We start from the raw sequence: 21,843 nt of genomic DNA on the forward strand, positions 1-21,843 counted from the left end.
GTCATCCAGCCGGGCGCGGCCCTGTCAGCGGGGCAGCGCGATGAGCGTCTCATCCATTAGGAGCCGGGGAAGAACGCGAGACCCACCTTCATGGACACAGGATCCGGCTGGCGCCGGGCGCGAGGCGCGCGCCTCAGCGCGCCGGTTCCGTGCCCGTGGGGGCGAGCTCCGGCCAGGCCGGCCGGAGCGGGATGACGAGCGCATCGAACGGAGCGGGCAGGGAGACGGGGGTCGCCGCGTGCAAGCAGAGCTCCCGGCCGGGCCCGAGCACCATCTGGCGCATCCACAGGCCGGCGCTCGCTCGATCCAGGACCGGTGTGAGCTGAGCGAAGAGCTCACCGTAAGACATGCCGTCGGGTTTGCCGAACCAGTGGGCGTACCCGGGCGTGCGCAGCGCTGCTCCGGCCCGCAGGCGATACAGGCCTCCGGCCCCGCCGCTGGCCGCTGCGGCCGCTGCGTCGTGCGGCGCCGAGCGGCTGGCGGAGACCGCGGCCTCGTTCAGCGCGCCGAGCGCACCGAAATCTTGCACCAGGTACCAGTCCTCGTAGGCGTCGCCGCCGCCGGCCGCCCAGGGGGCCCCTGAGAGCCCGACGCTGAACGACCGGAGAAAGCCTGACGAGGGCGCTGCAGCGAGCGCCGCGTGGAAGGCCCGCTGTCGGCTCTCGTACTCCTCCGCGGCGGTCTGTGGTTGTCGCCAGTGCCAGAACACATAGGCCAGGGGAGGGCTCACGGGCGCCGAGATCGTAAAGGTAGCCGCGGGGCGAGTCAAGCGACCGGTCCCCGGGGCACGCCCCGGAGATCGCACCCCCGACGCTCAGGGTGTACCGACGTTGACGCTCGTGAGGATCTGATTCTTCGGAAGCGAGCAGGTGAGCAGGTACGATACGAACGAGCCCTTCATCGAGTCGGGCACCGTCACCGATTTCCACTTCTCTCCCTGCGCGACGCTGAAGTTGACGTTGCCGACCTCGGTGCCATCCCAGTCGATTCCCGTGAGGGAGCAGCCGGTGGCGGGCCGGGTGGTGTCTCTGACGTTGACCTCTACATAATTGATCTTGTTCCCGGTGGTGACGAGCGGGCAGACCACGTTGAGGCCTTGCAGCGCCTCGATGCCACTGGCGGGATAGTAGACTCGATTGATGTGCTCGGGGGCCTGGGCACGACAGAGGCCGCCGTGATGGTTCTGGACCGCCGCGTCGGCGACGGACGAAACGCTGAAGATGGCCCCTACGAGTGCGATGCTGCTGATGGCGTTCATGAGGTCTATTCCTTTTTCTGTACCGCTTTGAGCGTGCTGCACGGCTCGGCGAGCGCTCGGGCGCCTCACCGTTGTCGAGGGGGTCTATGCGCGGCGCCCGCGGCGGCTGACATCGCGCGCCGTCGCGGGGACGCGCTGGACGTCCGCCCCGACGCTCGCGGGCGCGGCAAGGCGCGGCAGGGCGTGTGGAACTTTCGCCGCCGTGGCGCGTCTCAGCTCCCCGGAGGTTCCGCTCGATGCCCCGACGTCGTGGTCTCTTCCTTGCGTTCTCCCTTGTTTACCCGGCGCTGCTCTCCGCCGGGTGCGCCCAGTCGACCGACGCTCCGGGCGCGACGGCGTATGTGCTGCTCGATCCCGCGGCGCGCGCCCGCTGGACCGTGGCGAGCGACGGCTGGCAGGGCGCGCCGATCCTGCCGGTCGCCCTCGACGTGGAGGAGCCGGCCCTGCTGCGCGGCCCGGGGCGCGCGGAGCTGCTCGAGCTGCGCGGGGGCATGCTCGCGCACGTGCGCGGCGCCGAGGGCGAGGTCCGCTGGCTCGCGGTGGGCGAGGAGGCGCGCGACGATCGCCTGACGCTGCACGCCAGCGAAGCGGCCGCGGCGGCGCTCGCGGCGCTCGTCGACGGCGAGATCTCCGCGCGGCGCGACGGCCTGTGGACGCTCACCGCGCCGGACCTGCTCGAGCGCGGCTCCTTCCTCGATCCGCCCGACGGCGTGCTCGAGGCCCTGCCCGCCACGCAGCGCGCGCCCGGCGATCCCGCCGCGTTCACGCCGTCGGCCGCGCAGGATGCCCTGGACGCGCTCGCCGCCGTGCCCGCGGCCCCCGGAGGCGGCGCGCCCGGCTCGCCGGAGCCTGGCAGCGCGGAGGCGGAGCTGGTGGGCCTCTACGACGCGGGGCTGCGGATGCTCCTCCTGGACGCCTCCGGGGGCTTCACGCTCGAGGACCGGTGCACCGGCGCGGTCCTCGCGACCGGCGAGTACCGCGCCGCGGGCGATCGCGTGATGCTGACATCCACCGGGGCGGCGCCGATCGTGCTGGGCCGGGATCGGGATAGACTGATCCAGCCGGGCTGGGCGGCCTTCGCCCCGCTCGCGCCCGAGCCCTCGCGGCGTGTCGAGCCTGAAAGCGATCTGATCGAGAACGCCGGCAAGGGCGCCGGCGAGGAGTGACCATGAAGCGCAGGCATTTGCTGGGAGCGACTGCAGCAGGGCTCGCGGCCACCGCGTGGCCCGGGTTCCTCCGCGATGCGTTTGGCGACGGCGCCGCGTGCGACGAGAAGGGCAAGCCTTCCGCCGCTCAGGGGTCGGTGGTCCAGGTCTCGGCCGCGTTCCGCCGCGCCCGGCAGGCGAAGAGGGCGCTGCTCGTCTTCGTGATCCCCGCCGACGACGCGGCCAAGTGGGAGCGCGGCCAGGCCTTCGGCGAGCTGCTCAACTTCGGCGCGGACAGGGATCTCGCCCCGCTCGCGGGCGTCGAGGTCGTCTGTGCGACCATGGCCGATCTGAAGAAGCTCGTGCCCGGCGCCGGCGACGGGGAGCCGCTCCTGGTGCTGGTCAGGACCGACAAGGTGCCTGTCGCCGCGGCGCAGCTCGACGTCGCGCTCCCGAGGTACGACGGGATGCGCGGCGTCGTCACCGGGAGCTGGGAGGAGCGACAGAAGCACGACGACAGGATCGCGGCGCAGCGGATCGGCGCGCTCGGGGCGCTGCTCCGGCAGGGCCTCGGCGCCGAGGCGGACAACGTGGCGGCCCGGGCCGCGAGCGTGCGCGCGCGGCTCGTGAAGGCGCCGCCGGCGGGCGCGCACTGGGCGGTCGCGAGCGGCTGCGGGACCGACATCGAGGGGATCGACGACAGCGGGCTCATGGCCTGCGGCATGGGGCACGTGCCCTCCAAGTCCCGGCGCTTTCTCTACTTCTTCGCGATCGAGGGACGCGGGGAATCCCCGCGTTGATCCCGGTCGGCCTCACGCTCCAGCCCGACGCGGCGTTCCTCGACCTGCTCGCCGAGGCGATCCTGCGCGACGCCGACTACTACGAGGTGGCGCCCGAGACGCTCTGGCGCGTGCCGGACGCCGCCGAGGCCGATCTCCAGGAGAACGGCTTTCACCGCCGCTTCGCCGAGCTCGCGCGCCGGTCGGATCGGCCGTTCGTCGCGCACGGCGTCGGCTGGTCGCCCGGCGGCGCCTCGGCCGCGGACGCGGGCCGGCGCGCCCGCTGGCTCGCGGCCCTCCGGCGCGACCACGCGATCTTCCGCTTCCGCTGGTACACCGATCATCTCGGGGTCAGCGCGCCCGCCGGGCTGGCCGCCGGGCTGCCGCTCCCGCTGCCCATGAGCGCGCACAGCGCCGCCGTCGCACGCCGCGCGCTCCGGGCGCTGCAGGCCGTCGTGGAGGACGTCGGCGTCGAGAACAGCGTCAGCTACTTCGTGCTCGGCGACCCGCTGGACGAGCCGCGCTTCCTCGAGCGCATCCTGAGGGCGCCGCGGACGCATCTGCTGCTCGACCTGCACAACGTCCACACCATGGCCCAGAACTTCGGCTTCGATCCGGCGGAGTACGTGGCCCGGCTCGATCTCTCCCGGGTGATCGAGATCCACCTCTCGGGCGGCGGCCCGAGCGATCCGGGCTGGCTGCCTTCCGGCCGGGTGCTGAGGCTCGACGGCCACGACGACGCCGTGCCGGAGCCGGTGTGGCGCCTCCTGGAAGAGGTCGCGCCGCGCTGTCCGAACCTGCGCGGGGTGACCCTGGAGCGCATGGAGGGCACGGTGCGGGGCCCGGACGACGCGGCCGCCGTGCGGGAGGAGCTGCGGCGCGCGCGGCGCGTGCTCGGCCGGCGCGGGAGGCGCAGGTGACGCGCGCGGCGCGCGGCGGGGCAGGCGAGCGCGCGGCACGCGGCGGGGCAGGCGAGCATGGGCCGGCGCGATCGGCGCGGCTGACCGGGGCGCAGGCGCACGCGCGTTACGAAGAGCTCGTGGCCCGCGCGATGACCGCCGAGGATCCCGTGGCCGCGCTGCGCGCCGCGGCCGGGGATCCGGCGCTGCCGCCCGCGCTCCGGCGGGCGCTGCTCGGCGCGGACGAGGACGGCGTGCGGATATCGGCGCTGCTCGTCGCGCGGCTCCGCTTCGAGCGGCTCCTGCGCGGGTCGCCCGAGGCCGAGGCGTGGTTCGACGGCGATCCTGCGGAGTTCAGCGCCGCATTCCGGCGCTACCACGCCGAGGTGCCGCCCACCGCCTTCTTCCCTCCGGGCGAGGCCCGCCTGTTCCGCTGCTGGATCGAGGCGCGCTCTGCACCTGCACGCGACCCACTCCGGGCGGCTGCAGCGGTCCGGATCGAGGAGGCCCGCCGCGAAGCCGGCCATCGACGCCGCTGATGGATCCATCAAGAACAGCGATGGGTGGAGCGGCCGCGCGGGCGTCATAACCCTCCCTATCAAGCGCGGCGCGCAGCGCGCCGCCGAACAAGGAGACCCTCATGACGACTACCAAGCTCCCTGCCGTGACCCGCTCTCTTCTGGTCCGGATCGAGGCCAAGCCCGGCAAGGAGGCCGAGGTCGAGGCCTTCCTCCGCAGCGCCATCGGCCTCGCCGTCGAGGAGCAGCGGACGATTCACTGGTTCGCCCTGCGGATCGGCCCGTCGACCTTCGGTGTCTTCGACACCTTCGTCGAGGAGGACGGCCGCAAGGCGCACCTCGAGGGCCCGATCGCGGCCGCGCTGATGGCGAAGGCGCCCGAGCTGCTCGCGACCGCGCCCGTCATCGAGCGCGTCGACATCATCGCCGCGAAGCCTTGATGCCGCTCCCGGGAGGGCGCTCGCGCGGCCGGGCGCCGCCTCCCTGCGGCTCGAGGCGGGCGGCGCGCGCGAGCATCGTGTCCCAGAAGCGCTGGAGCGCGGACGTCGGCGTGCGATCCCCCGAGCGGACCAGCGCGATCGTGCGCTGGAGCGCCGGGTCGATGAGCGGCCGCCGGGACGCCTCGGCGAGCAGCACCGAGTGCTCCGGCATGAAGGCGAAGCCGAGGCCCGCGTGGACGAGGCTCTGGACCCAGTCCTCGCGCTCGGTCCGATACGCCGCGTACAGCTCGACGTCGCGGGCCGCGCACGCGGCCGTCACCGACTCGCGCATCTCGCACGCGAGCCGATCGAGGTACGGCTCTCCCCTCAGATCCTCGATCCGGAGCGCCTCGCGCGCCTCCAGCCGATGGCCGGGCGGCAGGACGACGACGTATCGCTCGTCGTAGAGCGGGGCGACGACGCACCAGTCCGGGACGGCGACACCGAGGCTCGTGATGAGGACGTCGACCTCGGCCTCCTCCAGGCGCCGCAGGGTCTCGGCGTGCATGGCCACCGAGATCTCCAGCTCCACGCCCGGCGCCTCGCCGTGGAACGCCGCGAGCGCCCGCACGAGCCGCGCCGGCCCGATGGTGCACAGGGCGCCGACGCGGAGCGGGACCTGCTTGAGGCGTCGGTGGTTGTCCGCGATCACCTGCACGGCCTGCGTCTCGTCGTGTAGCCGCTGGAAGCGAGGCAGCACGTGCTGTCCGAGCGCCGTCAGCTTCGCGCCGCCGCGCTCGCGCAGGAGGAGCGCGCCGCCCAGCTCCTCCTCCAGCTTCTTGATCGCAGCGGTGAGCGCGGGCTGCGAGACCGCGCAGCGCTCTGCCGCGCGGGTGAAGCTGCGCGTCTCGGTGACCGCCAGAAAATAGCGGACCTGGTGGATCTCCATGGACGCCCATCTTCGCCCGGTGCCGGTGCGTGCGCCACCGGGAGCGCCCGGTCGAGGTGCGTGAGCCCACCTCGCCGTGCGCTGCGTCCGGAGCGGTGACCTGAGCTCGTCGACCTCATTGTTCTTTGTGTCACTGTTAGGGCGCCGGCCAGGGAATCACGAAGTGGTCGAGGGCGGCGGCGTCTCTGCCGCCCTTGGGGAGTCCGTGGAGCTCGACGGCGAGGCCCTCCGGGGCGGGCGCGATCAGCAGAAAATGAAATGGTCGGAGCGCCGAGCCGCGGGCGAGATCGTCGGTGTGGCGGCGGGCCGTGCCCTGGGCGAGCGCGGCCCGGGGGCCGCCGCCGCCGCCGGCCACGATGAAGAGCTTTCCGCCGCGCTGAAAGCGCTCGTGGTTGTGCACGTGGCCGCTGATCAGCGCCAGCGCCTTCCGGGAGCGGAGGAGGGGCGGGACGATGTGGCGCTGCACGTGGGGCTCGTCGCCCGTCACCGTGCTGTTCGTGTAGGGCGGATGGTGCGCGAGCACCAGCGCCGCGCGCGCTGAAGGATCGGCGTCGAGGCGGCGGAGCGCGCCCTCGTACCAGCGGATCTGGGCGTCCCACGCCGCGGGGGTCAACTCGTCGATGTTGCTGTCGAGGACCACGACGCGGATGGGGCCATAGACGACCTCGTACCAGTGGCGCCCGCCGAGGTGCGGGAAGCGCGCGAAGAGGTGGCGCTCACCGTCGCGGCCGCCCCAGTACTCGTGGTTGCCGAACGCCGCGAACGCCGGGATCCCGGCGTCGCGCACCGGCGCCATCAGGGCGTCGAGATCGGCCCAGTGCCGCGCCGAGCCGCCGTCGAACACCAGGTCGCCGACCACGAACACGGCGTCGGGGCGAGCGGCGGCGAGCGCCTGCACCAGCGCGGCGCGCTCGCCATCGTTCGACTCGCGCCAGAACTCCAGGTACGAGGTGCGCTGCAGATCGGCGACGACGGCGATGCGGCCGCTCGTGGGCGGCAGCGGCACATCGAGGCTCCCCGCGAATAGGCGCGGCGCGGGCAGCGGTGCGCACGCGGCGAGCAGCGCGCTCGAGGCGGCGAGGAGCGCGGCCGAGCAGCCGAGGCGCGGGCGGCGAGGAGAGGGTGCGACAGACATCACGGCTGGATGAGCCTCCTCGCTCACGCCCCGCAGGGCTGTGGCGTGAAGGCAGCTCACTTGTGGACGCCGGCGAGATCCGAACAGCTTCGAGACCTTCAGGGGCAGGAGCATTCAAGCACTCACGAGGATGTGACCGGATCAGCGGACAGCTCTCTTGACACCCAACCGACCGGCGCGCGAGGGCACCTGACCGAGCCGGTCGAGGGCATCGTGGATCGAAATACGCTCGACGGGGAGCCTGAACCGCGGACGGGGACGTGCTCGACAGCCCGAGCGGGCAGGATGCGGAGACCGCTGGATCGGGATTTGTCCCGCCAGCCCGGAACGCACGGGCCACGGTCGCCGTGCTCGAGGCCCGCGGGCTGGAGATCCCCGTCGAGGGGAGGATTTCTCGCGGAAAATCGGGTAGAGTATGTTTCTTTCATTAGCTCGAGCGGATCGTCTCCGGGCGCAACGCGGCGAGCAGAGATGTGGGACGGCAGGCGCATACCGTGCTTGCGACAGCTCGCTGTCTCGACCCGCAGGAGCCTACGAGGACGCTTCGGGCCTGCGGACCGGCCGAGGCGCCCGTGCCAACGTCACCCTGTGTCCGCTCATGGAGAACATCGATGCTCAATTTCACCCATCACCGCGTCTCGCTGCTCACCCTCGTCGGACTCTTGACCCTGCCGGCGTTGGCCTGCGACGCCTCGGGCGGGGACGTCGTCGTGCGGGACGAACCTCAGGCCGAGCTCGCCGTCGAGGACGCCCCCGGCGCGCTGACCAAGGCCAAGGTCGCCGTGGCCGACTATTACATCGTGACCCACCCTGACTACCGCAGGTGCGTTTCACCGCTCTGCGGCGGCCATTTCGTCGCCCGCGTCAACACGAGCGTGGCCCCTTGCGCCGATGGGACCTGGCAGGAGGAATGCCATATGTTCGAGCTCGATCTGTCGAGGCTCGGGCTCGACAGAGCGACCGAGGGCAAGGCCAAAGAGGCGTTCGCCGCGGGGACGGCGCTGGTTCGCGGCGCGCTGAAGCAGGTCGACCTCGGCGACCTCGGGGGGTGGCCGGCCGACGTGCTCATCGCCAGCGAGATCTGGCTCGGGGCGACCGGCAACACGCCCGAGGGCCATTTCTCTCGCGTCGATGAGACCGGGATCGTCTGCATAACGCACCCGTGCCCCTCCCTCTCCGAGCTGAGCCTGAACACAAACCTCAGCGCTTCGCTCGACAGCATCGATCTGTCCGCGTCCGGGGCCACGCCGGCGCAGGTCGACGCCGGCATGCGCGCGCTCTACGAGAGCGGTCTCTTGATCGCCGGCGGGCACGCGGTGGCCACCGGTCCGGCCGGCTCGATGAACCGCCTCGACGCGGCGGAGTTCTACCTGCGCCTGCAGTGAGGCCGGCGCGGAGCGCTGTGACCTGCCGCGGCGTGGCGGAGCTCCGCCGTGCTCACCCGGGTGAGGTGGCGGGGTCGTGTGACCCTATCGGGTGAACGACGGCGGCCTCCGCCCGCTTCAGGCCGAGGCGCGAGAGCCGGGCCGGGGGGTCCCCGGGCGCGGGGTGCCGGATCGTCCCTCGCGGCTCGAGCGGCGGCGCAGCCGGCTCGTTGCCGGTGACCTGCTTCAGGCCGTAAAACCCGTTCATCGCCGCCGACAGCATCATCGCGCCGCGGCTCAACGACCGCGCGCCGCGCGCGAGGCGCTCGAGCACCGCCGCGGGGCGGAAGGCCCGATTCCACATCTGCCGGTGGGCTGCGAGGAGCTGCTCGGGGGACATGCGCGCCGGCCGGAAGGCGACCCCGTAGCCGCTGTAATGAGGCCAGTCGCGCTCTTCCAGGATCCGCCCGTCTCGCCGGTGCTCGTCGTACAGCGGCGTGCCCCGAAACGGCGTGAGGATGCTCAGGAACGGGACGTCGACGCCGATCTCGTTCAGTCGATCGGCCGTGGAGGCGATGACCTCCGGCGTCTGATCGTCGAAGCCCGAGATGAAGCCTGCCATCACGCAGATGCCGCGATCGTGAAGTCTGCGGATGGCCTCGCGGTACTCGCGCACGCGGTTCTGACGCTTGTCGACGCTCTTCAGATCGGCGTCATCGAGGCTCTCGATGCCGAGGAAGATGCCGATACAGCCGGACCGCTCCATCGCGTCGAGGAGCTCCCGGTCCTTGACGATATCGATGGAGGCCTGCGTGAGCCACCAGCGATCGAGCCCGGCGAGCTCGCTCAGGAGCTCCTTGGCCCAGCGGCGATGGACGAGCAGGTTGTCGTCCCAGAACCAGGCGACCTTCTCCTGCCAGAAGCGAGGGAAATGCGTGGTGGCGATGTCGCGGATCACCTCGTCGACAGGGCGCATGCGGAAGCCGGGGTTGAGGTCGGGCACCGTGCAGAAGCTGCAGGTGAACGGGCAGCCGCGCGTCGCCTGGAGCACGCGGGGGACGAGGAAGCTGCCTTCGAGCAGATCGTAGCGAGGGGTCGGCAGCCCGGCGAGCGAGGCCGGTTCGCCGTGATAGACGCGGCGCTGCGTGCCTCGCGCGAGATCGCGCAGGACTGCGGGCCAGACCGCCTCGGCCTCCCCGGTGACCACCACGTCCACGTGCTGGAGCGCCTCTTCGATCCAGTACGAGACATGCGGCCCGCCAGCGACGACGCGCACGCCGAGGGCGCGGTATCGATCGGCGAGCGCGTAGGCGCGGCGCGCGAAGCCGGAGAAGAACGAGAGCGCGACCACGTCCGGCGCGGCGTCGACGGGGACGGGGCGCACCTGCTCGTGGAAGAGCTCGACCTCGTGCTCCGGCGGGGTGATCGCCGCGAGGTGGATCCCGGTGACCGGCGGGACGAAGTGGAAGCGGTGCCCCCGGCGATAGCGGGGGACGTAATTCACGACAATCCTCACCTTCATGAGCGCCTCCTCGGGATCATGCGCTTCATCGGACCGGAACCGCGATGACGATGTGGATCCGCGGGTGGACGGAGATCCGATGAGACGCGCTCAGAATAACGGAAGGCGGTTCGTGTCGATTCCAGAAGCGGGAGGAGCTACCGTGGAGGGACGGTGGTGGGCGCGTGCGGGAGCCGAGGAAGCGAGCGTCCCGGGAACCAGAGGCTCGCCACCACCGGGGTGCTCACCATCGTGACGAAGGTCAACAACCGGCTCTCCGGACATCCGCGCAGCACCCCGACGGGACGGCGCGCGCGCCGTGCCCGAACTGTTCGCAACTCCTGCAGAACCTGCGCGACCGCTGGGGCGCGCCGCGGGAGCGCGTGGTGCAGCCAGGCGCCAGCAGCGAGATCGGGACAGACTCGCTTCGCAGCACGCCGCCTGACCCGCGATGGGCGCAGGGCATGCGGCAGCAGCGCCGCCGGGAGCGACGGAGATGAGCAAGGCACGCGGGGGCAGTGACCGTCCGATCCGGCTTGCCGACAGTGCGCGCAGGCGGCTGAGCCGGCACGCGGTCGAGGTCTTCCAGGAACTCGACCTCCGCCGCGACCCTGAGCACACTACGTCGCCCGACGCGCTGCGGGCCTTGCTGGAAGCGCGCGGGCTGCCCGTCTACGAGGGCGCGCTCGAGCTCGAGGGCCTCGCCGGGGGCACGCCGCTCCCACCGGACAAGCGGCTCGGCGTGTTCGCCTCGCTGAAGGCGCTCGAAGGCGGGCGGCCGCTCGGGCCGGAGAAGCTGCCGCGCGCGGGCGGCGAGGTGCTGCTGCCGGTCGTGGCGAAGGGGTACCCCTCGGTCTGGATCGGCGAGGACGGCCAGGTGGTTCTGGTCGACACCGAGGCTGCGGGCGTGGCGCCGGCGTTCGACGGGCCGGCGCAGTACCTCGAGGCGCTCGCCATCGAGCTGGAGACGGAGCCCTGGCCGCCCGAGCCGGAGCGCCTGCAGTGGCATCACATCAGCGTCGCCGGCCTGGTCGGCGCCGCGGTCGCCGAGGTCTTCTACGCGCCGCCGTTCGCCCCGGCGTCGGGAGCGCACGGGGCCGCGTGGTTGAGCGAGCACCTCCACATCGTGGAGCAGAACACCCCCGGCTTCTTCGTTGGAACCCGGGTCACCACCACCGACGCCGACGAGGCCGTCGCGGCCCTGGAGGCGGCGCTCGCCACGAACCTGGAGGTGCGCTGGTCGGGGCCCCAGCGGCGGCCACGCGCGGGGCAGCGGCCTGTCCTGTCGTTCACGTTCGCGATGGGGCCCAACGCGCCCGACCGGGAGGCCGCGGTGTGGGGCGAGCCCGGCGACTACCGCATCGCCTCGCGGAGCGTCGGCGAGCCGTGGCCGTTCCGATGAGAGCGTCATCTCCTGCACCCCCCGGCGCGTGAGCTCGGCACGACGCCGACGATGGATCCACTCCGGGGACGGCCCGTCGTCGCTCCGCCGCGCCAGCGACGAGGCCCAAGCTCGTCCCTGGTTCCGGAAGAGGGGCTCCGGCGCTTGACAAGGTAAATTACCAAAGGTAACTTACTAAAAGTAGCTCACCCTTTTCTCCGTCATCAGCGAGCAGGAGCTGTCGACATGCACGCGCTCATCGTTATCTCGCATCCCGAGCCCGCGTCGCTCACCCATGGCGTCGCCGCGCATGTTGCTGAGGGGGTGTCCCTGTCCGGCAATTCCTTCGAAATCGCGGACCTCGCGGCGGAGGCCTTCGATCCGAGGTTCACCGCGGCTGATCTCGCCGTTCATCGCCGGAAGGCGCCGCCCCCCGCCGATGTCGCCGCCGAGCAGGCGAGGCTCGATCGCGCGGATGCCCTCGTGCTGGTCTATCCCGTCTACTGGTGGTCGATGCCGGGGCTCCTCAAGGGATGGATCGATCGCGTGTTCTCCAATGGCTGGGCTTTCGACTTCAGCCCGGATAGCAAGCTGGTGAAGCAGCTCGGCGACCTCCGGGTTCATCTCGTCGCCCTCGCGGGCAGCGACGCGCGAACCTATGCGCGGCACGGCTATCTGGGTGCCATGAAGACGCAGATCGACCACGGGATCTTCGATTACTGCGGCGCATGCGTCGTGACGTCCGAGCTCCTGCTCGAATCGGAGACGCAGGATCCGGCTTCTCATCTGGCCGCCGCGCGCGCCATCGGCCGCGGTCTCTTCGATGCGTCCAGGCGAGGCGAGGTGACCGACACCGCATGAACGCGCGGCGCGTTGCCCCGGCGCCCCCGCGCAGGCCCGACGCCGGACCTCCAGGTCGCTCCCGGTCGCTCCTGCCGCCCGAGGGCCGCGAGCGACGAACGGCGCGGCCTCGGGACCTCGGGCGCCGTTCAGGGCGCCTGGCAGGACACGCGGTGGATCGGCTCCTCTTTCCCTTCGCCGATCGTCACGTAGTCCCATCCGCCGGGCACCCACGCGATCGCCTCGGCCTGCTCCTCGTCGGGTGACGGCAGCACGCAGGGCGAGCCGGCCAGCGCCTGCGCCACGGTCTGATCCGGTGTCATCGGGTAGTAGAGCACGCGCGAGGAAGTCCGCAGCAGCACGCCCGTGCCGTCCGGGCGCACGTCGCCGCCCGTGAAGCGCGCGCTCCCGGAGGGCGGCTGGATGGAGCCCGCCCCGACGAGCGTCGCCGGCGCGCCCGCGGCAGGCAGCGCCGGCAGCTCGTAGATGCGAGAGATGCCCTTGTTGACCTTCGTCACGAGGGTGAGCGCCCCGGTGGTGGGGTGAATGAGCAGCGTCTCCGCGTCGTGCCTCCCGTCGGGGTACGAGAGCACGAACGCCTCGGCGGTCGAGGTCTGCGGCGCTCCTCCGAGCGTGTCCGGCTCCTGCACGCTGTACACGGTGTAGCTGGCGCGCTCTCCGTCGTTGTCGCCGATGTCCGCGAGGAACAGGCAGCTGCCCCCGCCGGTACGGCAGGGGCCGCGCGCGATGTCCTCCCAGTCGATCGCGGCCGCGCCGGCCACGTTCACCTCGGCCCGCAGCGCGCCGTTGAGCCCGATCGCGAAGAACCGAGCGTCGTCGCCGTGGTCGTTGTGCACATAGAGCGCGTCCGGGTGCAGCCCGCCGGCGACCACGCCGGAGCACTCGTCGATGTCGCCCCGCGGAAGCGCGCCGACCTGCGTCACCCCGGCGCAACGAGGGCAGCCCGAGACCCGCACCTCCGGCGGATCCGAGGCCCCGCAACCCGACAGGAGCAGCGAGAGCGCGAGCGCTGGCGGCGCCGAGCGCCGCGCCAGGGCCCCTGGCGCAGGCCCGCCGCGCGGTCGGGACGCCCGGCGGGGACGCGGCGGCAGCAACGGGGCGCGGAGGATCTCGGTCGCAGGCGTCGATGACATCAGGTCTCCTGTTCGGTGAGGTTCTCGCATGCTTCGCTGCCGCTCGACGCGGCGGGATCGGTGTCGACGACCGGCGGGCGCCGGGGGGGCGCCGCGTCCCCCCGAAGGCGCTAGGGCGCCGCGTTCGCCGCCCCGGGGGTGGGCGCCGTGACGGTGCCCTCGCCGGTCAGATCGGGGAGCCTGCCCCACGTCTGCCCATCCGCTGCCGCCTCGATCGGGTACTCCAGCTCGGTGAGCACCTGGTCGTTCGGCGAGATGATCGAGACGGTCTCGCCCCTGGAGGCGCTCACCTTCCAGGTCACATAGAAGCAGCTGCTCGGGCCGCCTTCCGGCAGGCACGTGGTGTGGGGCCCAGGGCCGGCCTCGACGGCCTGATCGCCGAGGACGAGCAGGTACTCCCCCGGGGCGAGCTGCGTGCCCTCGGGGAACGTGAGCGCGTCGGTCGGGTTGCACTGCCCGGTATCGTCGGCGTCGCAGAGGCCGAGCCCGCCGAGGTCGGCCGACCCCGGGCCCGGGTTGCCAAGCTCGATCCAGTCGCCGCCCTTGGCCGAGATCTCGTTCACCACGACGGTCGTCGTCGCGGCCCCGCCGCCCGTTCCCCCTTGCCCGTTGCCGCCGGTGCCGCCGGTGCCGCTCGATCCCTGGGACGCGGTGGTGGTCGCGCCCGTGCCCGGCGCGCCGGTGTCCCCCGGCTCGTCGCCCGAACCGCAGCCTCCCGCGCAGAGCGCTGCGACACAGAGCCAAGTGAATCGAAGTTGTGCCATCACGATGTTCTCCTCGGCGCACAGCACACGGCGGTCCCGGCGGTATGTCAATGGGGCGGCTCACGGGGCATCGCCGCGGAGCTTGGGGTACCCTGCCTTCCGCCGTGTCGCGGCGAGAGCGGCCCGAGAGGGGTCGACGCCGCTGCCCGCATGCTTTCGAGGTGAGGAGGACATGATGCGACGACCGCTGGAGCTGATCTTGTGCCTGTCGATGGGGACCGTGCTCGGGGCCTGCGGGGACGACGCGAGCGGGGGGGAGGGGACGACCGACACGGGCGGCGCCGGCGCGACGAGCGCGTCGGGCGCGGGCGGCTCGGGCGCAGGCCCGGGCGGCGCGGGTACAGGCTCGGGCGGCGCGGGCGCGGGATCTCCCGCGCATGAGGGCGGCGGCCCGCCGGCGGGCAACCCCGACGGGAGCTGCGCTGTGCCGGCCGAGGCGCGGGCCGCCGACACCTCGTCACCGACGACGGTGATCGGCGACGGGACGCCGGCGAGCTGCACCTCGGAGGCCGTCGTCCGCGCCGTCGCGGCCGGCGGCATCATCACCTTCGACTGCGGCCCCGACCCGATCACGATCACGCTCGAGGAGACCGCGAAGATCTTCAACGATACCGGCCCCGAGATCGTGATCGACGGCGGCGGGCTCGTGACCCTGAGCGGCGGCGGGCAGCGGCGCATCCTCTACATGAACACCTGCGACGAGGCGCAGGTGTGGACGACGTCGAGCTGCGACAACCAGGATCACCCGCGCCTGACGATCCAGAACCTCACCTTCATCGAGGGCGACTCGACAGGCGATGACGACGAGGGCGGCGGCGCCATCTTCGCGCAGGGCGGGCGCCTGAAGGTCGTCAATTCGCGCTTCTTCAACAACGCGTGCGACGCGGCCGGCCCCGACGTCGGCGGCGCGGGGATCCGCGCCTTCATGCAATACAATGGCCTGCCGCTCTACGTGGTGAACAGCACCTTCGGCGGCGCCGAGGGCCACGGGAACGCGTGCGCGAACGGCGGCGGCATCAGCAGCATCGGCGTCTCGTGGACGGTCGTGAACAGCCTGTTCTCCCACAACCGCGCGCTCGGCAACGGCGGCAACCCCGCCGAGGAGGGGACGCCGGGCGGCGGCAGCGGCGGGGCCATCTACAACGACGGCACGACCATGACGCTCACGCTCTGCGGGACCCGGATCGAGCGGAACGAGGTGAACGCCCACGGGAGCGCGATCTTCTTCGTGAGCAACGACCACACGGGGAACATCGTCATCGATCGGTCGGTGATCACCGAGAACGCCGGCGGCTCCTGGTACCCGACTTACCCGCAGATCTCGAACCACGACGACACGCCGATCGCGGTGACGGACTCGGTCATCGAGTGAGCCCCGCCGGGCTCAACGGACGCGCTCCCCAGCAGCTCAGCTGTGCTCGAGCGGAAGCCCCGCCTTCACCCAGCCGCTCGTGCCACCGTCCAGGTTGTAGAGCTGGTTGAACCCGAGCCGCTCCGCAAGCTTCGCCGCCGTCAGGCTGCGGGCGCCCTTCGCGCACACGAAGACCACCCGATCGCGCGGCAGCGCACGCTGCGGATCCGCCCTCAGCTGATCGAGGGGCACCAGCCGCGCGTGCGGCACGTGCCCGACCGACCACTCGCGCGGCTCACGCACATCCACAACGTCCACCTCTCCACTCTGGATCAGAGCGTCCGCGTCCCTGGGAGAAATCGTCTGGATCATTCGTCCACTATAACGGACATGCGCCCGGCTGGCAACCCGGGGGACACAAGTTCGCCGCCACGACGAAATCCGCAAAAATCCCGTGTTTCTAGCCTGTTTTGAGGATCCCGGCGCGAGGGACTGCGGCAAGGGCAGATCGGCAGGGAGGGCGTGGCCTCCGTCTCAACGGACAACCGCCGGTCAGGTCAGCGCGCGCGCCCGACCTGGATTCGACGCAATGCGTCAACCAGCGCGTCGATGTCCTCGCAGGTGTTGTAGGGGGCGAGGGACGCGCGCACGGTGCTCTCCAGGCCGAAGCGGCGCAGGATGGGCTGCGCGCAGTGGTGGCCCGAGCGCACCGCGATGCCCTCGCGATCGAGCGCCCCGCCCACGTCCTCGGTGCGCTGCCCGTCGAGGACGAAGGAGAGCACGCCCGCCTTGTCGGGCGCGGTGCCGATGAGCCGCAGCCCGGGGACGGTCATGAGGCGGTGGGTGGCGTAGTGGAGCAGCTCGTGCTCGTAGCGGCTGACGTTGTCGATCCCGATCCGCGTCACGTAGTCGAGCGCGGCGCCGAGGCCGACCGCGTCCGCGATGTTGCCGGTGCCGGCCTCGAAGCGGGCCGGCGGCGGCTGGTAGACCGTCCGCTCGAAGGTGACGTCCGCGATCATGTTGCCGCCGCCCTGCCAGGGCGGCATCGCGTCGAGCACCTCGCCCTTGCCGAAGACGACGCCGATGCCCGTGGGGCCGAACACCTTGTGGCCGGAGAACACGTAGAAGTCGCAGTCGAGGAGCTGCACGTCCGCGCGCATGTGCGACACCGCCTGAGCGCCGTCCACGACCACGCGCGCGCCGTGCCGGTGCGCCATGGCCACCATCTCGCGGGCGGGCGTGATGGTGCCGAGCGCGTTCGACACCTGCGTGAGCGAGACGATGCGCGTCCGCGGGCCGAGCAGCTTCTCGTACTCCTCGAGGATCACCTGCCCCCGGTCGTCGACGGGCGCGACACGGAGCCTGGCGCCCTTCTCGGAGCAGAGCTGCTGCCACGGTACGATGTTGGCGTGGTGCTCGAGCCACGTGATGACGATCTCGTCGCCCGGGCCCACGTTCCTCCTGCCCCAGCTCTGGGCGATGAGGTTGATCCCCTCCGTGGTGCCGCGCACGAACACGATCTCGCGCGTGGACGGGGCGTTGAGGAAGCGGCGCACCGCCTCGCGCGCCGCCTCGTACGCGTCCGTCGCGCGGGCCGCGAGCGCGTGCGCAGCGCGGTGGATGTTGGAGTTCTCGTGCTCGTAGAAGTACGAGAGACGATCGATGACGGCCCGGGGCTTCTGGGTCGTCGCCGCGTTGTCGAGCCAGATGAGCGGCTTGTTGTGGACCCGCTCCTCGAGGAGGGGAAAGTCCCGGCGGATCGCGTGGGCGTCGAAGATGCCGGCGGAGGCGCTCAGGCTGCGGACCAGCTCCGGATCGACCGCGCGGATCTCGTGGGCCTCGATCCGGGGAGCGTCGACGGGCGACTCGATGCCCAGCGCCGGCGCGCCGGGCACGAAGTAGGGGTCGGCGTCACGCGCCGCGAAATCGCCCAGCACCGGGATGCGGAGCACCTCGTCGACGGCTCCCAGGCTCAGCGGCTCGGAGCCCACGAGCGGGACGCGCACGAACCCCGCGTGAACCGTCGAGTCCGGCAGCGCCGCCTCGCCGGGCGGGGCGGGAGCCGAGCCGGAATCGGCGGGGACCGAGCCGGGATACGCGGGGGCCGAGCCGGGATACGCGGGGGCCGAGCCGGGATACGCGGGGGCCGAGCCGGGATACGCGGGGGCCGTCGCCGCGGAGGACTCCGCAGGAGACAACGGCGCCGCTCCAGGCGCCAGCGCGGGCGGGGCGGGCGACAGCGACGGCGCGGCGCCGGGCAGCGGCGCCGCGGGCAACGCCGACGCCTCCTGCTTGATCGGCGCGCCGAGCATCTCGTTCGCGAGCTGCGCCATCACCGCGGCCATCGCGTCGGCGTCAAAGCCGGGGACGCCGGGCGCCGGCGCGTGCGCTGCGCCCAGCGCGGTGAGAGGCACGACGAACGGCGCGCCCCCAGAGCTCCCCACGGTCCGGGTCACCTGCGGCAGAGCGCCCTGGAGATCCGTCGTGTGGAGCTCACTTATACTCATAATAGCTGTCCACCTCGACGCCCTCGAGCACGCCGAGCGCATCCTCGGTCAGAACGGCCGCCGAGCAGTAGAGGGATGCGAGGTACGAGGCCGCCCCGGCCTGGTTGATGCCCATGAAGCGAATGGACAGGCTGGGGCTCACCTCGCCGGGGATCCCCGGCTGGAACAGGCCCACGACGCCGCGCTTCTTCTCGCCGGTGCGGACCAGCAGGATATCGGTCTTGTTGCCCGCGAGGTGCAGCTTGTCGGTGGGGATGAGCGGGAGGCCGCGCCACGTGAGGAACGGCGAGCCGAACAGGGTCACCGTGGGCGGCGGAACGCCGCGCTTCGTGCATTCGCGACCGAACGCCGCGATGGCCCGCGGGTGCGCCAGGAAAAAGGCCGGCTCCTTCCACACCCGCGCGATGAGCTCGTCGAGATCGTCCGGCGTGGGGCCAGCGCCGCGCGGCTTGACCCTCATGCTGCCATGCACGCTGTTGAGCAGGCCGTAGTTGCCATTGTTGAGGAGCTCGTCCTCCTGCTTCTCCTTGAGCTTCTCGACGAGGACCGTGAGCTGCTCCTTCACCTGATCCATGGGGCTGCGGAACAGGTCGGAGATCCGGGTGTGCACCTGGATCGTCGTGGTCACCGTGTTCAGCACGTACTCGCGCGGCTGCTCCTCGTAGTGGATGTGCGCCACGGGCAGCTCGGCAGCGTCATCAGGGCTGCAATCGACCGCGAAATCGTTCTCGGCGACCCGGTTGAGCCGGTACACGCCCGCTTCGACCGGCGTCCAGGGAAGCAGGTGTACGAGCCAGCGCGGGGTGGCTCCGGCCCACTGCGGCGGCGTCTTGCTCGTGTTGGCGTGTTGGCGTGCGGCACGCTCGCCAAGCAGGTGGCCTTCATGGTTGCTCATGGCAGGGCTTTTCCTCGAGCTTTGGCACGTGGGGGAATGTCTCCGCCAAAGCTGATTCCATGACTACACACTCCCCACGGGTCACCGCAACGGCGTCGGTGATGCCCGGGACACTTTCCTCCTGTAAAGCAGCGGTGACTTCCACGATAGTGGACTCCTGTAACCCGGAGGTAACCCGGAGGTTTCCTCCATGATGCACGACGGTAAAGCGCGACCGCGCGCGCCGCGATGGTGGTTACGTCGGCGGACATCGGCGGACGTCAGAGCCCACCGACCTTGGGGCGTCGCTGGGATGTAGAAGGAGAGGAGCCAGGCGAGGGAACGCCGACCCCGAGCCACGCGGCGCCGTCGACCGGGCCGGAAGCCGGAAGGAGACAAATGGCTTGGCGGCGACCGTCCGTTATGTTAGACAAGTTGTCCGTTATTGTTTCAGATGCCGCATTCGCTGCCCGCTCGACGTCCTCCGAGCTCGGGGCCGCGGAGGCGCGCCGTCGCACCCTAGAGGCTCCATGTCGAACGTCACACGCGGCTGGTTCGAAGACAGCGAGGGCAAGGCGATCGTGGTCATCCTCCCCGATTCGGGCGAGCGCTGCCCGAGCACGGCCCTCGTCGAAGGGCTCTTCGACGAGGAGGGGTTCGCGACATGAGCGCGCACGACTACGAGGTTCACCGCGCGCCCGCGCTGGCCGGCGCGTCCTGGGCGCTCGGCTCGGTGGTGGCGGAGCTGCGCGCCGCCAGCCGGGAGACCGACGGCGCGCGCGGTCAGCTCGGACGGCAGGCGCTGCCGTCGCGCGAGGTGCTCATCGGTATCGCGCGCGACCTGCGCGCGGCGTTCTTCCCGGCGCACTTCGGGCCGGCGCACCTCACCGACGAGGGGACCGATTACTTCGTCGGGCGCACGCTCGACTCGGCGCTGCTCGCGCTCCACGAGCAGATCCGGAGGGGCCTCGGCGTTCCGAGGGGGCTCGACGCCCGCGAGCTCGCGCGCCGCGAGAGCCGCGCGGCCGAGATCGTGCGCGACTTCGCCGCGGGCCTCCCCGCCGTGCGGGCGCTGCTCGAGACCGACGTGCGGGCGGCGTTCGAGGGCGACCCAGCGGCGACGAGCATCGACGAAGCGGTGTTCTGCTATCCGGGTATCACGGCGATCATCCACCACCGGATCGCGCACCTGCTCTACACCCTCGGCGTACCGCTCATCCCGCGCATCCTCTCCGAGATCGCCCACGCCGACACCGGCATCGACATCCACCCCGGCGCCGAGATCGGCGCGAGCTTCTTCATCGATCACGGGACGGGCGTCGTCATCGGAGAGACGTGCCGGATCGGCGATCGCGTGCGCCTGTATCAGGGCGTCACGCTCGGCGCGAAGAGCTTTCCGCGGGACGCGAGCGGGAACCCCATCAAGGGCATCGATCGCCACCCCATCGTCGAGGACAACGTGGTCGTCTATGCCGGCGCGACGATCCTCGGACGCATTAACATCGGTCGCGGATCGAGCATCGGCGGCAACGTGTGGCTCACGCGCAGCGTCCCACCGAACAGCCGGATCAGCCAAGCCCAGGTGAGGAGCGACGTCTTCGAGGAGGGAAGCGGCATCTAGTATCCCTGGCGAGGCTGTTCCGCGGCGGCGAACCGTCGCGCTCCGTCGCTTCTTTCTGGATTTCGCCGCTCGGGCTCGCCGCGGCCGATGGCGGGGCTGCGCCTGGGCGCGCCGTCCGGGGGCGCCAGCCCGGCGCGCGGCCCGCATCACTCGCACGGGATGATCTCGACCTCGTAGTCGATGGGCTCGCTCACGCCGGTCACATGGATGGCGTAGGTGTGACCGGCCTGGGCACTCCAGCCCTGCGGGTTGAAGCGGAGCGCGAAGGCGCTGCCGAAGTTCGGGTCGAGCTGCGTCACCTGGACCGGGAGGTTCTCCCCGGCGTCGGTCACCGTCACCTGCGCGTCGCCGAGGTCGATCCGCGAGCTCTGGATTGTCCAGCCCGTCTCGTCGAGCGGCGCGTAGGAGGCGTGGAGGGCCCCCGAGGGGAAGGGGCCCGGCGCGGGCCATGCGATGAACGGCTTCTCGCCGGAGCCCGACCCGCCGATGACCACGATGCAGGAGTAATCGCTCGTGGAGCCGAGCCCGATCGGGCCGAGCTCCTCGGAGAGGAGCCAGCGGCGGTGGCCGATCGTTGTCTCGTTGCCGGGATCGGCCATGTAGAGGTCGAGGCTCTCGACGCCGGGAGTCGGCGAGATGACGCTGGTCGCGGCCCCCTCGGCGCCGAGCTCGGTGTAACAGGTCCAGCTCGGCGGCGGGCTGTGCGACAGCATGCCGTTCGCGTGCATCATCAGCGCGCAGGCCTGCGCCTTCTCGTCGCGGAGCGGCTCGGTGGTGACGGGGGGCAGCCCGGCGATGAAGCGGTAGAGGTTCAGGAGCTTGACCGCGTTCACCCGCCCCTCGGCCGGGACCTCGCCGCCCACGCACGAGCTCACGCCGCCGTTCCAGGTGCCTTCCTTGACGTCGCTCCGGTCGGCGTTCCAGCGAGCGCACACCTGCTCGCCCGTCGAACCGCCGCCACCGCCCGAGCCTGCCCCGCCCGCGCCCGCCCCGCCCGAGCCCGCATCGCCACCGCCCGCGCCCGAGCCCGCATCGCCACCGCCCGCGCCCGCGCCCGAGCCCGCATCGCCACCGCCCGCGCCCGAGTCCATCCCTCGGCCGCCAGCGCCCGTCTCGCCGGCGCCCGCTCCCCCCGTGCCGTCCTGTGTCCCCGCGTCTCCCGTGGCCGCCGGAGCTCCCGCGTTGCCAGTGCACGCGGCGGAGAGGGCGAGGAGGAGAAGTGCCGTACTCGGCGCAACAAGCTCTGTGCGATATCCCATCGTGTAAGCCTCCGGGCCGCTCGATGTGAGCGGGCAAGCCGTCCAGCCTACAGGGGCGCGCGGCGCGCGTAAACGCACGGCTCCTCGCGCGCGAGCGGTGCCCCGCCTCCTGGTGCCGCCGGGAG

General features: G+C 71.8%; 22 protein-coding genes. 11 read left to right on the forward strand and 11 right to left on the reverse strand.

Annotated features, from left to right (window positions below; all coding sequences use genetic code 11):
- Positions 1-133: 133 nt before the first annotated feature.
- Positions 134-730, reverse strand: a complete 597-nt coding sequence (locus tag WMF36_RS00785; RefSeq protein ID WP_437577637.1) for a hypothetical protein — start codon at positions 728-730, stop codon at positions 134-136.
- A gap of 84 nt (positions 731-814) precedes the next feature.
- Positions 815-1,258 (reverse strand): hypothetical protein, encoded by a 444-nt coding sequence (locus WMF36_RS00790; protein WP_437577638.1) that lies wholly within the window; start codon positions 1,256-1,258, stop codon positions 815-817.
- 236 nt (positions 1,259-1,494) lie between these two features.
- Here WMF36_RS00790 and WMF36_RS00795 point away from each other — a divergent pair, with 236 nt between their 5' ends.
- The 5 genes from WMF36_RS00795 (at position 1,495) to WMF36_RS00815 (ending at position 5,039) form a co-directional block, all read left to right on the forward strand.
- Positions 1,495-2,424 (forward strand): hypothetical protein, encoded by a 930-nt coding sequence (locus WMF36_RS00795; RefSeq protein ID WP_437577639.1) that lies wholly within the window; start codon positions 1,495-1,497, stop codon positions 2,422-2,424.
- Between the two features lie 2 nt (positions 2,425-2,426).
- Positions 2,427-3,203, forward strand: coding sequence for a hypothetical protein (locus WMF36_RS00800; protein ID WP_437577640.1), 777 nt, complete (start codon positions 2,427-2,429; stop codon positions 3,201-3,203).
- Positions 3,200-4,102, forward strand: coding sequence for a DUF692 domain-containing protein (locus tag WMF36_RS00805; RefSeq protein ID WP_437577641.1), 903 nt, complete (start codon positions 3,200-3,202; stop codon positions 4,100-4,102). The genes WMF36_RS00800 and WMF36_RS00805 overlap by 4 nt, the downstream gene beginning before the upstream one ends.
- On the forward strand, positions 4,099-4,620 hold the full coding sequence (locus WMF36_RS00810; protein ID WP_437577642.1) for a hypothetical protein: 522 nt from the start codon (positions 4,099-4,101) through the stop codon (positions 4,618-4,620). Before WMF36_RS00805 ends, WMF36_RS00810 begins: the two co-directional genes overlap by 4 nt.
- 101 nt (positions 4,621-4,721) lie before the next feature.
- Complete coding sequence (locus WMF36_RS00815) at positions 4,722-5,039, forward strand: putative quinol monooxygenase (protein ID WP_437485370.1); 318 nt, start codon at positions 4,722-4,724, stop codon at positions 5,037-5,039.
- Here WMF36_RS00815 and WMF36_RS00820 read toward each other — a convergent pair.
- Both WMF36_RS00820 and WMF36_RS00825 read right to left on the reverse strand, forming a co-directional pair.
- Positions 5,020-5,967, reverse strand: a complete 948-nt coding sequence (locus WMF36_RS00820; RefSeq protein WP_437577643.1) for a LysR family transcriptional regulator — start codon at positions 5,965-5,967, stop codon at positions 5,020-5,022. The genes WMF36_RS00815 and WMF36_RS00820 overlap by 20 nt on opposite strands.
- A 136-nt stretch (positions 5,968-6,103) precedes the next feature.
- Positions 6,104-7,102, reverse strand: a complete 999-nt coding sequence (locus WMF36_RS00825; RefSeq protein ID WP_437577644.1) for a metallophosphoesterase family protein — start codon at positions 7,100-7,102, stop codon at positions 6,104-6,106.
- A gap of 611 nt (positions 7,103-7,713) precedes the next feature.
- Between WMF36_RS00825 and WMF36_RS00830 the strand changes: the two genes are divergently transcribed.
- A complete protein-coding gene (locus WMF36_RS00830) occupies positions 7,714-8,487 on the forward strand; it encodes a DUF6748 domain-containing protein (RefSeq protein ID WP_437577645.1) in 774 nt (257 codons plus the stop codon).
- Between the two features lie 52 nt (positions 8,488-8,539).
- Here WMF36_RS00830 and WMF36_RS00835 read toward each other — a convergent pair whose 3' ends face one another.
- Positions 8,540-9,988 carry a B12-binding domain-containing radical SAM protein gene (locus tag WMF36_RS00835; protein ID WP_437577646.1) on the reverse strand — a complete coding sequence of 483 codons (1,449 nt, stop codon included), beginning with the start codon at positions 9,986-9,988 and terminating at the stop codon, positions 8,540-8,542.
- 475 nt (positions 9,989-10,463) lie between these two features.
- Here WMF36_RS00835 and WMF36_RS00840 point away from each other — a divergent pair, with 475 nt between their 5' ends.
- Both WMF36_RS00840 and WMF36_RS00845 read left to right on the forward strand, forming a co-directional pair.
- Positions 10,464-11,369, forward strand: coding sequence for a hypothetical protein (locus WMF36_RS00840; protein WP_437577647.1), 906 nt, complete (start codon positions 10,464-10,466; stop codon positions 11,367-11,369).
- A 225-nt stretch (positions 11,370-11,594) separates the two neighbouring features.
- Positions 11,595-12,209 (forward strand): NAD(P)H-dependent oxidoreductase, encoded by a 615-nt coding sequence (locus tag WMF36_RS00845; protein WP_437577648.1) that lies wholly within the window; start codon positions 11,595-11,597, stop codon positions 12,207-12,209.
- Between the two features lie 128 nt (positions 12,210-12,337).
- Here the strand turns inward: WMF36_RS00845 and WMF36_RS00850 are convergent, their stop codons facing one another.
- Together WMF36_RS00850 and WMF36_RS00855 are read right to left on the reverse strand one after the other, a co-directional pair.
- Positions 12,338-13,342 (reverse strand): hypothetical protein, encoded by a 1,005-nt coding sequence (locus tag WMF36_RS00850; RefSeq protein WP_437577649.1) that lies wholly within the window; start codon positions 13,340-13,342, stop codon positions 12,338-12,340.
- A gap of 110 nt (positions 13,343-13,452) precedes the next feature.
- Complete coding sequence (locus WMF36_RS00855; protein ID WP_437577650.1) at positions 13,453-14,106, reverse strand: lamin tail domain-containing protein; 654 nt, start codon at positions 14,104-14,106, stop codon at positions 13,453-13,455.
- A 172-nt stretch (positions 14,107-14,278) separates the two neighbouring features.
- Between WMF36_RS00855 and WMF36_RS00860 the strand changes: the two genes are divergently transcribed.
- Positions 14,279-15,478 (forward strand): hypothetical protein, encoded by a 1,200-nt coding sequence (locus WMF36_RS00860; RefSeq protein ID WP_437577651.1) that lies wholly within the window; start codon positions 14,279-14,281, stop codon positions 15,476-15,478.
- Positions 15,479-15,514: 36 nt separating this feature from the next.
- Here the strand turns inward: WMF36_RS00860 and WMF36_RS00865 are convergent, their stop codons facing one another.
- The 3 genes from WMF36_RS00865 to WMF36_RS00875 form a co-directional block, all read right to left on the reverse strand.
- Complete coding sequence (locus tag WMF36_RS00865) at positions 15,515-15,829, reverse strand: rhodanese-like domain-containing protein (protein WP_437577652.1); 315 nt, start codon at positions 15,827-15,829, stop codon at positions 15,515-15,517.
- Positions 15,830-16,014: 185 nt separating this feature from the next.
- On the reverse strand, positions 16,015-17,964 hold the full coding sequence (locus WMF36_RS00870; RefSeq protein WP_437577653.1) for a family 2A encapsulin nanocompartment cargo protein cysteine desulfurase: 1,950 nt from the start codon (positions 17,962-17,964) through the stop codon (positions 16,015-16,017).
- On the reverse strand, positions 17,951-18,859 hold the full coding sequence (locus tag WMF36_RS00875) for a family 2A encapsulin nanocompartment shell protein (RefSeq protein WP_437577654.1): 909 nt from the start codon (positions 18,857-18,859) through the stop codon (positions 17,951-17,953). The genes WMF36_RS00870 and WMF36_RS00875 overlap by 14 nt, the downstream gene beginning before the upstream one ends.
- A 509-nt stretch (positions 18,860-19,368) precedes the next feature.
- On the opposite strand from WMF36_RS00875, the gene WMF36_RS00880 reads away from it, so the two are divergent.
- Positions 19,369-19,506, forward strand: coding sequence for a hypothetical protein (locus WMF36_RS00880; RefSeq protein WP_437577655.1), 138 nt, complete (start codon positions 19,369-19,371; stop codon positions 19,504-19,506).
- Entirely contained in the window at positions 19,503-20,459 is a 957-nt protein-coding gene (gene epsC, locus WMF36_RS00885) for a serine O-acetyltransferase EpsC (protein WP_437577656.1), read from the forward strand. The genes WMF36_RS00880 and epsC overlap by 4 nt, the downstream gene beginning before the upstream one ends.
- A 146-nt stretch (positions 20,460-20,605) precedes the next feature.
- On the opposite strand, the gene WMF36_RS00890 is transcribed toward epsC, so the two are convergent.
- On the reverse strand, positions 20,606-21,718 hold the full coding sequence (locus tag WMF36_RS00890) for a CAP domain-containing protein (RefSeq protein WP_437577657.1): 1,113 nt from the start codon (positions 21,716-21,718) through the stop codon (positions 20,606-20,608).
- Positions 21,719-21,843 lie beyond the last annotated feature (125 nt).

Origin of the sequence: Sorangium sp. So ce887, assembly GCF_051521455.1 — a bacterium.
Lineage (GTDB): Bacteria > Myxococcota_A > Polyangia > Polyangiales > Polyangiaceae > Sorangium.